This window comes from Streptomyces sp. NPDC058773 (assembly GCF_042746015.1).
In the GTDB taxonomy this organism is placed as follows: Bacteria; Actinomycetota; Actinomycetes; order Streptomycetales; family Streptomycetaceae; genus Streptomyces.
On the sequence record NZ_JBHYPE010000004.1, the window covers coordinates 106,351 to 117,581 of the forward strand.

Annotated in this window: 9 protein-coding genes; 6 read left to right on the forward strand and 3 right to left on the reverse strand. The window is 70.9% G+C overall.

From position 1 onward, the window contains the following. Window positions 1-46 precede the first annotated feature (46 nt). On the forward strand, window positions 47-2,677 hold the full coding sequence (locus tag ACFW5B_RS05285; RefSeq protein WP_386433529.1) for a RelA/SpoT family protein: 2,631 nt from the start codon (window positions 47-49) through the stop codon (window positions 2,675-2,677). A 62-nt stretch (window positions 2,678-2,739) separates the two neighbouring features. Here ACFW5B_RS05285 and ACFW5B_RS05290 read toward each other — a convergent pair whose 3' ends face one another. Together ACFW5B_RS05290 and ACFW5B_RS05295 are read right to left on the reverse strand one after the other, a co-directional pair. After that, window positions 2,740-3,969, reverse strand: coding sequence for a DUF349 domain-containing protein (locus ACFW5B_RS05290; protein ID WP_386433531.1), 1,230 nt, complete (start codon window positions 3,967-3,969; stop codon window positions 2,740-2,742). Between the two features lie 248 nt (window positions 3,970-4,217). After that, window positions 4,218-5,045 carry a peptidylprolyl isomerase gene (locus tag ACFW5B_RS05295; RefSeq protein WP_386433534.1) on the reverse strand — a complete coding sequence of 276 codons (828 nt, stop codon included), beginning with the start codon at window positions 5,043-5,045 and terminating at the stop codon, window positions 4,218-4,220. Window positions 5,046-5,207: 162 nt separating this feature from the next. On the opposite strand from ACFW5B_RS05295, the gene ACFW5B_RS05300 reads away from it, so the two are divergent. The 4 genes from ACFW5B_RS05300 (at window position 5,208) to ACFW5B_RS05315 (ending at window position 9,645) form a co-directional block, all read left to right on the forward strand. Next, a complete protein-coding gene (locus ACFW5B_RS05300) occupies window positions 5,208-5,921 on the forward strand; it encodes an MBL fold metallo-hydrolase (RefSeq protein ID WP_386433537.1) in 714 nt (237 codons plus the stop codon). An 11-nt stretch (window positions 5,922-5,932) separates the two neighbouring features. After that, complete coding sequence (gene hisS / locus ACFW5B_RS05305; RefSeq protein ID WP_386433540.1) at window positions 5,933-7,195, forward strand: histidine--tRNA ligase; 1,263 nt, start codon at window positions 5,933-5,935, stop codon at window positions 7,193-7,195. A 349-nt stretch (window positions 7,196-7,544) separates the two neighbouring features. After that, entirely contained in the window at window positions 7,545-8,186 is a 642-nt protein-coding gene (locus tag ACFW5B_RS05310; protein ID WP_386433543.1) for a vitamin K epoxide reductase family protein, read from the forward strand. 88 nt (window positions 8,187-8,274) lie between these two features. Beyond that, window positions 8,275-9,645, forward strand: a complete 1,371-nt coding sequence (locus ACFW5B_RS05315) for a replication-associated recombination protein A (protein WP_386433545.1) — start codon at window positions 8,275-8,277, stop codon at window positions 9,643-9,645. Window positions 9,646-9,680: 35 nt separating this feature from the next. Here the strand turns inward: ACFW5B_RS05315 and ACFW5B_RS05320 are convergent, their stop codons facing one another. Then, the gene (locus ACFW5B_RS05320; RefSeq protein ID WP_386433949.1) at window positions 9,681-10,433 is read right to left on the reverse strand and encodes a DUF2470 domain-containing protein; all 753 of its coding nucleotides are present in this window, start codon (window positions 10,431-10,433) and stop codon (window positions 9,681-9,683) included. 182 nt (window positions 10,434-10,615) lie between these two features. Between ACFW5B_RS05320 and rpsD the strand changes: the two genes are divergently transcribed. Further along, complete coding sequence (gene rpsD / locus ACFW5B_RS05325) at window positions 10,616-11,227, forward strand: 30S ribosomal protein S4 (RefSeq protein WP_384429048.1); 612 nt, start codon at window positions 10,616-10,618, stop codon at window positions 11,225-11,227. The last annotated feature ends 4 nt before the right edge of the window (window positions 11,228-11,231 follow it).

The window sequence follows — 11,231 nt, forward strand, 5'->3', positions numbered from 1 at the left end:
GGCCCGTTCGAGGTCCTGGGGTCCGGAAACCGCCTGAGGAGTGCTCTTGCCAGACGAGGCCCAGCCGCTCTCCCCCGGACTGCGTCCGAAGGGAACCGACGCCGCGCGCCCGGACGAGCCGAAGCCCACGGATGTGGCTTCCACGGACGCGCCCCAGCCCGAGCGGCAGGGTGCGCCCGGTGGCACCGCCACGCCCCGGCCGCCGGCCGGTCCGACCTCCGCGTCCCCGGCACCCGCCGAGCGGTCCCGTACGGCGCCCGAGCCGAGGCCCGCCGCCTCCTCGTCCAAGTCGGCCGCCCCGCCGTCCCGGGCCGCCAAGCCGCCCGCCAAGGCCGACCGGCCGGACGCCCCCAAGCCGTTGCCGTCCGCCCCGGCCGGCCGCTCCGGCTCTCCCAACCGGGTACGCGCCCGGCTCGCCCGGCTCGGCGTCCAGCGCTCCAGCCCGTACAACCCGGTCCTGGAGCCGCTGCTGCGGGCGGTCCGCGGGAACGACCCCAAGATCGAGACCGCCACGCTGCGCCAGGTCGAGCGCGCCTACCAGGTCGCCGAGCGCTGGCACCGCGGCCAGAAGCGCAAGAGCGGCGACCCGTACATCACCCACCCGCTCGCGGTCACCACCATCCTCGCCGAGCTGGGCATGGACCCGGCCACGCTGATGGCGGGCCTGCTGCACGACACCGTCGAGGACACCGAGTACGGCCTGGACACCCTGCGCCGCGACTTCGGCGACCAGGTCGCGCTGCTGGTCGACGGCGTCACCAAGCTGGACAAGGTCAAGTTCGGCGAGGCCGCGCAGGCGGAGACGGTCCGCAAGATGGTCGTCGCGATGGCCAAGGACCCGCGCGTCCTGGTCATCAAGCTCGCCGACCGGCTGCACAACATGCGCACCATGCGTTACCTCAAGCGGGAGAAGCAGGAGAAGAAGGCCCGCGAGACGCTGGAGATCTACGCTCCGCTCGCCCACCGCCTGGGCATGAACACCATCAAGTGGGAGCTGGAGGACCTCGCCTTCGCGATCCTCTACCCCAAGATGTACGACGAGATCGTGCGGCTGGTCGCCGAGCGGGCGCCCAAGCGGGACGAGTATCTGGCGATAGTGACCGACGAGGTCCAGGCCGACCTGCGGTCCGCCCGGATCAAGGCCACCGTCACCGGCCGCCCGAAGCACTACTACAGCGTCTACCAGAAGATGATCGTGCGCGGCCGCGACTTCGCCGAGATCTACGACCTGGTGGGCATCCGCGTCCTCGTCGACACCGTCCGCGACTGCTACGCCGCCCTCGGCACCATCCACGCGCGATGGAACCCGGTCCCCGGCCGGTTCAAGGACTACATCGCGATGCCCAAGTTCAACATGTACCAGTCGCTGCACACGACCGTGATCGGCCCCAGCGGCAAGCCGGTTGAGCTGCAGATCCGCACCTTCGACATGCACCGGCGCGCGGAGTACGGCATCGCCGCGCACTGGAAGTACAAGCAGGAAGCCGTCGCCGGCGCCTCCAAGATCCGTACGGACATCCCGAAGAACGCCGGCAAAGGCCAGGACACCGTCAACGACATGGCCTGGCTGCGGCAGTTGCTGGACTGGCAGAAGGAGACCGAGGACCCGGGCGAGTTCCTGGAGTCGCTGCGCTTCGACCTGTCCCGCAACGAGGTCTTCGTCTTCACGCCGAAGGGCGACGTCATAGCCCTGCCGGCCGGTGCCACCCCCGTCGACTTCGCGTACGCGGTGCACACCGAGGTCGGCCACCGCACGATAGGGGCGCGGGTCAACGGGCGCCTCGTCCCGCTCGAATCGACCCTGGACAACGGCGACTTGGTGGAGGTTTTCACCTCCAAGGCGCCCGGTGCCGGACCGTCCCGTGACTGGCTGGGCTTCGTCAAGTCCCCGCGGGCCCGCAACAAGATCCGCGGCTGGTTCTCCAAGGAGCGCCGTGACGAGGCGATCGAGCAGGGCAAGGACGCCATCGCGCGCGCCATGCGCAAGCAGAACCTGCCGATCCAGCGGATTCTGACCGGCGACTCCCTGGTCACCCTCGCGCACGAGATGCGCTACCCCGACATCTCGGCGCTGTACGCCGCGATCGGCGAGGGCCATGTCGCCGCGCAAGGCGTCGTCCAGAAGCTGGTGCAGGCTCTCGGCGGCCAGGACGAGGCCACCGAGGACATCGCCGAGTCCACGCCGATCCGGCCGCGCTCCAAGCGCCGGTCCAGCGCCGACCCCGGTGTGGTCGTCAAGGGCGTCGACGATGTCTGGGTCAAGCTGGCCCGCTGCTGCACCCCGGTGCCGGGCGACCCCATCATCGGCTTCGTCACCCGCGGCAACGGCGTCTCGGTGCACCGCGCCGACTGCGTCAACGTGGACTCGCTGTCCCGGCAGCCGGAGCGGATCCTGGAGGTCGAGTGGGCGCCCACCCAGTCCTCGGTCTTCCTGGTCGCCATCCAGGTCGAGGCGCTGGACCGTTCCCGCCTCCTGTCGGACGTCACCCGGATCCTGTCCGACCAGCACGTCAACATCCTCTCGGCGGCCGTCCAGACCTCCCGCGACCGCGTCGCCACCTCCCGCTTCACCTTCGAGATGGGCGACCCCAAGCACCTGGGGCACGTCCTGAAGGCCGTACGGGGCGTGGAGGGCGTGTACGACGTCTACCGGGTGACGTCGGCCCGGCGGCCGTAGCGGCAGCGGACACACAAAAGGGCCCCGGTACGCGTACCGGGGCCCTTTTGTCCGTACGGCTCTCAGCCGCCGAACTCCTCCAGGCCCTTGAGCGCCTGGTCCAGCAGCGCCTTGCGGCTCTCCAGCTCCCGGCCGAGCTTGTCGGCCTTGGCGTTGTTGCCGGCCGCGCGGGCCGCGTCGATCTGCTTCTCCAGCTTGTCGACCGCGTCCTGGAGCTGACCGGTCAGCCCCGCGGCGCGCGCCCGCGCCTCAGGGTTCGTCCGGCGCCACTCGCTCTCCTCGGCCTCCTGGATGGCCCGCTCGACGGCGTGCATCCGGCCCTCGATCTTCGGGCGGGCGTCCCGCGGGACGTGGCCGATGGCCTCCCACCGCTCATTGATCGAGCGGAACGCCGCCCGCGCCGCCTTCAGGTCCGAGACGGGGAGCAGCTTCTCGGCCTCGACGGCCAGCTCCTCCTTGCGGGTCAGATTCTCCCGCTGCTCGGCGTCGCGCTCCGCGAAGACCTCGCCGCGCGCCTGGAAGAAGATGTCCTGGGCGCCGCGGAAGCGGTTCCACAGATCGTCCTCGTGCTCGCGCTGGGCGCGGCCGGCCGCCTTCCAGTCCGCCATCAGCTCGCGGTAGCGGGCCGCGGTGGCCCCCCAGTCCGTCGAGTTCGACAGCGCCTCGGCCTCGGCGACCAGCTTCTCCTTCGCCTTGCGGGACTCCTCGCGCTGCGCGTCCAGCGACGCGAAGTGCGCCTTGCGCCGCTTGGAGAACGCCGACCGGGCGTGCGAGAAGCGGTGCCAGAGCTCGTCGTCCGTCTTGCGGTCGAGCCGCGGCAGGCCCTTCCAGGTGTCCACCAGCGCGCGCAGCCGTTCACCGGCCGCCCGCCACTGCTCGCTGGCCGCCAGCTCCTCGGCCTCGGCGACCAGCTTCTCCTTGGCGTGCCGGGCCTCGTCGCTCTGCTTGGCCTTCTGGGCCTTGCGCTCCTCGCGGCGCGTCTCGACGGCCTCGACGAGCTTGTCGAGCCGCTTCTTCAGCGCGTCCAGGTCGCCCACCGCGTGGTGTTCGTCGACCTGGGTGCGCAGATGCTCGATCGCGGTCGTGGCGTCCTTCGCCGACAGGTCGGTGGTCTTGACCCGGCGCTCGAGGAGGCCGATCTCGACGACCAGGCCCTCATACTTGCGCTCGAAGTAGGCGAGGGCCTCCTCGGGAGTGCCCGCCTGCCACGATCCGACGACCTGCTCGCCATCGGCGGTACGCACGTACACGGTCCCCGTCTCGTCGACGCGGCCCCATGGGTCGCTGCTCACAGCGCCTCCTCCACATGATGCCGACGAGGGCGTGCGGCCCCCCGGCATCGTCCACAGTTTCTGTCCGGCAGAGCCGCGCCCTGACCGGTCCGACGGGCTGAATTGCGGGTGAGGGTGAGCCGTCGGCGCAGGCACCCTACACAACGCCAATCTAGGCGACCGGCGGTCGGCTGTCCGCATCCAGCACGACCGAAATTCCGTGGTGCGCGCCGCGCGCACCACCGCACCGCCCCCGGCCGCCCGGCAGGTCAGGACTTCTTGACGGTCGCCTTGTCGATCACGACGGTGGCGTTCGGCGCGGTGTTGCCGGTCTGCGGGTCGGGCGTCGAACCGGCCTTGGCGATCTTCCGCAGCACGTCCATACCGCGGGTGACGGTGCCGAACGGTGTGTAGTTCGGGGGCAGCTTGCTGTCCTGGTAGACGAGGAAGAACTGACTGCCGCCCGAGTCGCGGGTCTTCTCGCTCCGGCCGTCGTAGCGGTTGGCCATCGCGACCGTGCCCGCCGGATAGACGCCGCCCTTGAGCCGGGGGTCCTTGAGGTTCTCGTCCGGGATGGTGTAGCCGGGGGTGCCGCGGCCGGTGCCCTTCGGGTCGCCGCACTGCAGGACGTGGATGTCCTGGTCGACCAGGCGGTGGCATCTGCTGTGGTCGAAGTAGCCCTGGCCGGCCAGGAAGGCGAAGGAGTTGACGGTGTGCGGTGCCTTGCCGGCGTTCAGCTTCAGTTCGACGGTGCCGCAGGTCGTCGCCAGCTTCGCGGCGTAGGAGGCCGAGGTGTCCAGGGACAGCGCCGGCTCCTTCTTCCAGGTCTTGGCGGAGGGCTTGCCCGGGGCGGGGCGGTTGCACGGGTCCGGTGCCTTGGAGGGGGACGGGGGCGCTGCCCGGTCGGCGTCGTCGTCCCGGCCGGCCAGCCCGGCGGAGGCGTAGGCGGTGATGCCGGCGGCCAGGGCCACGGCCAGGGCGGACGCGATGACCACAGTGCGGCGCCTGTTCTTCTGCTGCGCCGCGGACCGCCGTTGCTGCTGGCGCTCGTACTTCGCCCGGGCGAGCTGCCGCCGCCGCTGATCTCTGTTGACCACCGGTCGTCTCCTTAGTCCGATCACCGATCACTGTCGGCCGCCGTGGCCGTACCGTATACGGGTTCGCTCTGCCGGGAGTCCCGCCGGTAGGCTCTGGAGCTGCCGAGGTCTTCCGGGAGCGGTCCCGCGGACCGCCCCCACCACCGACCTTTAAGGACGAACGTGCTGATTGCCGGGTTCCCCGCCGGGGCCTGGGGCACCAATTGCTATTTGGTCGCCCCCGCCGCCGGCGAGGAGTGCGTCATCATCGACCCGGGCCACCAGGCGGCCCAGGGAGTCGAGGACGCGGTCGCAAAGCATCGGCTCAAGCCCGTCGCGGTCGTTCTCACCCATGGCCACCTCGACCATGTCGCCTCCGTGGTCCCGGTGTGCGGCGCGCATGACGTCCCGGCCTGGATCCACCCCGAGGACCGCTTCATGATGAGCGACCCGGAGAAGGCCCTCGGCCGCTCCATCGGTCAGCAGCTCATGGGCGAACTCACCGTGGGGGAGCCGGACGACGTCAAGGAGCTGAGCGACGGTGCCGCCCTGGAACTCGCCGGGATGGAGTTCTCCGTCGCGCACGCCCCGGGCCATACCAAGGGGTCGGTGACGTTCAGGATGCCCGAGCAGGCCGACATTCCGCCGGTCTTCTTCTCCGGCGACCTGCTCTTCGCCGGCTCCATCGGACGCACCGACCTGCCGGGCGGCGACCACGCCGAGATCCTGCAGTCGCTGGCGCGTGTGTGCCTGCCGCTGGAGGACTCGACCGTCGTCCTGTCCGGCCACGGCCCCCAGACCACCATCGGCCGCGAGCGCGCCACCAACCCCTTCCTGCGGGAGGTGGCCGCCGGCCTCGGAGACGGCTTCCGCGCCGCTCCACGACGAGGAATGTGACGAGACCTTCCGTGAGCACCTTCAAGGCCCCCAAGGGCACGTACGACCTGATTCCGCCGCAGTCCGCCACCTATCTCGCGGTGCGCGAGGCGATCTCCGCGCCGCTGAAGAACTCCGGCTACGGCTACATCGAGACGCCCGGTTTCGAGAACGTCGAGCTGTTCGCGCGCGGTGTCGGTGAGTCCACCGACATCGTCACCAAGGAGATGTACGCCTTCGAGACCAAGGGCGGCGACCAGCTGGCGCTGCGCCCCGAGGGCACCGCGTCCGTGCTGCGCGCCGCACTGGAGGCCAACCTCCACAAGGCGGGCAACCTCCCGGTCAAGCTCTGGTACTCCGGCTCGTACTACCGCTACGAGCGTCCGCAGAAGGGCCGTTACCGCCACTTCTCCCAGGTGGGCGCCGAGGCCATCGGTGCCGAAGACCCGGCGCTGGACGCCGAGTTGATCATCCTGGCCGACCAGGCCTACCGCGCGCTGGGGCTGCGGAACTTCCGCATCCTGCTCAACTCCCTGGGCGACAAGGAGTGCCGCCCCGTCTACCGCGCCGCGCTGCAGGACTTCCTGCGCGGGCTCGACCTGGACGAGGACACCCGGCGCCGGGTCGACATCAACCCGCTGCGTGTCCTGGACGACAAGCGCGAGGCGGTGCAGAAGCAGCTCGACGGGGCGCCCAAGCTCCGCGACTACCTCTGCGAGGCCTGCAAGGCGTACCACGAGCAGGTGCGCGAGCTGCTGACCGCCGCCGGGGTGGCCTTCGAGGACGACGAGAAGCTGGTCCGCGGCCTGGACTACTACACCCGCACCACCTTCGAGTTCGTCCACGACGGGCTCGGCTCGCAGTCCGCGGTGGGCGGCGGCGGCCGCTACGACGGGCTCTCCGAGATGATCGGCGGCCCCGCGCTGCCGTCCGTCGGCTGGGCGCTGGGAGTCGACCGCACGGTGCTGGCCCTGGAGGCCGAGGGCGTCACGCTCGACATCCCCGCCGCCACGGCCGTCTACGCGGTGCCGCTCGGCGAGGAGGCCCGCCGGGTGCTCTTCGGTGTCGTCACCGAGCTGCGCCGGGCCGGTATCGCCACGGACTTCGCGTTCGGCGGCAAGGGCCTGAAGAACGCCATGAAGTCCGCCAACCGCTCCGGCGCGCGGCTGGCGCTGGTGGCGGGCGAGCGGGACCTTGCCGAGGGCGTGGTCCAGCTCAAGGACCTGGAGAGCGGCGAGCAGACCGCGGTCGCGCTGGACTCGGTGGCCGAGGAGGTCCGGCGCACGCTGGGCTGACGCTGCGGGATGAGGACCCCGAGGGGCCCGGACGGCGATCCGCCGGCCGGGCCCCTCGTGCGTAACGGACCTTCCGTGCCGCCGGGCCGCCGGGCGTCCGGTGTCAACGCCGGGCCGCGCGGGTCATCCCGGCGGAGGGATTCCGGCCCGGCCCGCCCCGGTGGGGCGGGCCACCGGCGGGCGGACAGGGCGGGCCGGGACGGCGAAACCTGAGAGAACGCTGTGTGCGGGGCGCCGGACTTTATGCTCATCGCACAGTGGGTCATGGTGGAGTTGGGGCAGAATGAACGGCGGGCCGCGACCGGGCCCGCGCTCAGCCCCACTCCCAAGGGATCGACGGAACGGCGATATGACGACGACAGCGCTTGACGACGTGTCCACCGACGACGACCGCGACAGCGGCACGGGCACCATCGGCTCGGGTCGCGGTTTCGCGGTGCTCCTGGTGATCACCGGCGCGCTGGGTCTGCTCGCGTCCTGGGTGATCACCTTGGACAAGATCGAACTGCTGAAGGACCCGCACTACAAGCCGGCCTGCAGCCTGAACCCGATCATCTCCTGCGGCAACATCATGCAGAGCCAGCAGGCGGAGGTCTTCGGCTTCCCGAATCCGGTCGCCGGGCTGGTCGCCTTCGGCGTGGTCGTCGCGATCGGCATGGCCCTGCTGGCCGGCGGCCGCTTCCGCCGCTGGTACTGGATCGGGCTGAACGTCGGCACGCTGCTCGGCACGGTCTTCTGCATGTGGCTGATGTCCCAGTCGCTGTACGTCATCAACTCGCTGTGCCTGTGGTGCACGCTGACGTGGATGATCACGATCCTGATGTTCTGGTACACCACCGTGCACAACCTCAAGCACGGGATCATTCCGGCCCCCGACGGTGTGCGCCGGATCGTGCTGGAGTTCCACTGGGTCGTGCCGGTGCTCTGGTACGGCGTGATCGCGCTGCTGATCCTCACCAAGTGGTGGACGTACTGGAGCAGCCTGCTCTGAGGTCCCGCCCCCACCGCGCTGCCCGCGCCCCGGCCCGTCCCCGACGGTGGCCGGGGCGTTGTCAGTGGGGTGGCTTAGGCTCGTGATCGTGGAGCCCGACCTGTTCACCGCCGCTGCCGAAGACCGCCAGGAGAAGGACCCCGCCGGGTCCCCGCTCGCCGTCCGGATGCGCCCGCGCACCCTCGACGAAGTCGTGGGCCAGCAGCATCTGCTCAAGCCGGGCTCGCCGCTGCGTCGCTTGGTCGGTGAGGGCAACGGCGGTCCTGCCGGGCCGTCCTCGGTGTTCCTGTGGGGGCCGCCCGGTATCGGTAAGACGACCCTGGCGTATGTCGTCAGCCAGGCGACGAACAAGCGCTTCGTGGAGCTCTCGGCGATCACGGCCGGCGTCAAGGAGGTCCGCGCGGTCATCGACGGCGCGCGGCGTGCCTCGGGCGGCTTCGGCAAGGAGACCGTCCTCTTCCTCGACGAGATCCACCGCTTCAGCAAGGCCCAGCAGGACTCCCTGCTGCCGGCCGTGGAGAACCGCTGGGTCACCCTCATCGCCGCGACGACCGAGAACCCGTATTTCTCGGTGATCTCGCCGCTGCTGTCCCGCTCCCTGCTGCTGACCCTCGAACCCCTCACGGACGACGATCTGCGCGGCCTGCTGCGGCGTGCGCTGACCGATGCCCGCGGGCTGGCGGGGGCGGTGACGCTCCCCGAGGACACCGAGGGGCATCTGCTGCGGATCGCGGGCGGCGACGCCCGGCGTGCGCTGACCGCCCTGGAGGCCGGGGCCGGTTCCGCGCTGTCCAAAGGCGAGAAGGAGATCACCCTCCAGACACTGGAGGAGTCCGTCGACCGGGCGGCGGTGAAGTACGACCGGGACGGCGACCAGCACTACGACGTCGCCAGCGCGCTGATCAAGTCCATCCGGGGCTCGGACGCCGACGCCGCGCTGCATTACCTGGCGCGCATGATCGAGGCGGGGGAGGACCCGCGGTTCATCGCCCGGCGGCTGATGATCTCGGCGAGCGAGGACATCGGGCTGGCCGATCCGACCGCCCTCCAGACCGCGGTCGCCGCCGCCCAGGCCGTGGCGATGATCGGTTTCCCGGAGGCGCGGATCACGCTGAGCCAGGCCACCATCGCGCTCGCCCTGGCACCGAAGTCGAACGCCGCGTATCTGGCCATCGACGCCGCCCTGGCGGACGTCCGGGCCGGCCAGGCGGGCGCGGTCCCGCCGCATCTGCGCGACAGCCACTACAAGGGCGCCCAGAAGCTCGGCCACGGCCAGGGCTACCAGTATCCGCACGACCTGCCGGGCGGTATCGCGGCCCAGCAGTACGCCCCGGACGAGGTGCACGGCAAGCGCTATTACGAGCCCACCCGGCACGGCGCCGAGGCGCGCTACGCCGAGGTCGTCGAGCGGGTGCGGGTGCGCCTGCGCTCGGACTCCGGCGAGAGCGCCGGGGCATAGCCCCTCCGCGGGCCGGGCCGCGGCCCCGGCCCGCGCTACTCCGCCGCAGCCTCGAAGAGCCGGTGCATCGCCCGCCGCAGCTCGGCCACGTCCCGTACCGGCTCGGGGAAGTCGAACCGGGCGTCGAAGGAGTGCTGCTCGGCGTCGGTGAAGCGGACCCGCAGCCCGAAGCGGTCCAGGCCCACCGGCACGGCCCGTTCGCGCAGCCCGCAGGCCTGTCCGCGGTCGCCCAGCAGAGTGCACAGCCCGCGCACCTGCTCGCTGTGCGCGGCGTGCAGATGCTGCAGCAGTTCCGCCTCGTGGGCGATGAGCGGATCGGGGGCCGCCATGGCGAAGTCGTCCGGCTCGACGGACTCGGCGCCCCACAGATCGTCCACCGCGCCCTCGCCGACCTCCAGCCGCAGCATCGTCCAGGCGGTCCGCCCGTAGAGGCCCGGTGCGGGCTCCGGCTGCAGTGCCTCGCCGATGCCGAGCAGCTCGCCCACCGGGTGCCGCTCGGCGAGCAGCAGCGCCGCCTCGGCCCGCTGCTCGTTGCGCACGGGGGTGAGCCAGCCGGCCACCCAGGCCCGTCCGCGAATGCGATGGGGCACGGATACGGGCGCGACGTCCGTGATCTCCATCACGGCTGTGAGGTCGTCGTCCTGCGCGTGGGCCGCCGCCCGAGCCGCCGCGGAGCCCCCGGAAACCAGCAACAGCACGTCTCCGCCGGGTGTCACGGTCCGGCAGACCGGTGCCGAGAGCCCGGTCTCGTCGGGATCCTCGACACCGGGGATGCTCAGTGACGCCATACCATGGGACTCGACGAGGGTTCGTATGCGCTCGGCGGCCGTGGGCTGCTGGGCGTCTTCCACGGGACGCGGCTGACCCGCCTCGGTGCGGTGTGCACTGGGCAGGGGGATCCCCGGTCGAAACATGCCTTCTCCTCGCGCTAAGGTAAGCCTCACCTAACTTACATGGAGGAACGTTCCACGTGAACCAGTCGCGTCCCAAGGTCAAGAAGTCCCGCGCGCTCGGCATCGCGCTGACGCCGAAGGCCGTCAAGTACTTCGAGGCCCGTCCCTACCCGCCCGGCGAGCACGGCCGTGGCCGCAAGCAGAACAGTGACTACAAGGTCCGTCTGCTCGAGAAGCAGCGTCTGCGTGCGCAGTACGACATCAGCGAGCGCCAGATGGCGCGTGCCTACGACCGCGCTCGGAAGGTCGAAGGCAAGACCGGCGAAGCGCTGATCATCGAGCTTGAGCGCCGTCTGGACGCGCTCGTCCTGCGTTCGGGCATCGCCCGGACGATCTACCAGGCCCGTCAGATGGTCGTTCACGGCCACATCTCGGTGAACGACCGCAAGGTCGACAAGCCGTCCTTCCGCGTCCGCCCCGGCGACGTCGTGATGGTCCGTGAGCGCAGCCGCGAGAAGCACCCCTTCCAGGTCGCGCGCGAGGGTGGCTACGCCCCCGACGGCGAGACCCCGCGCTACCTGGAGGTCAACCTCCAGGCGCTGGCCTTCCGCCTCGACCGGGACCCGAACCGCAAGGAGATCCCGGTGATCTGCGACGAGCAGCTCGTCGTCGAGTACTACGCCCGCTAAGCAC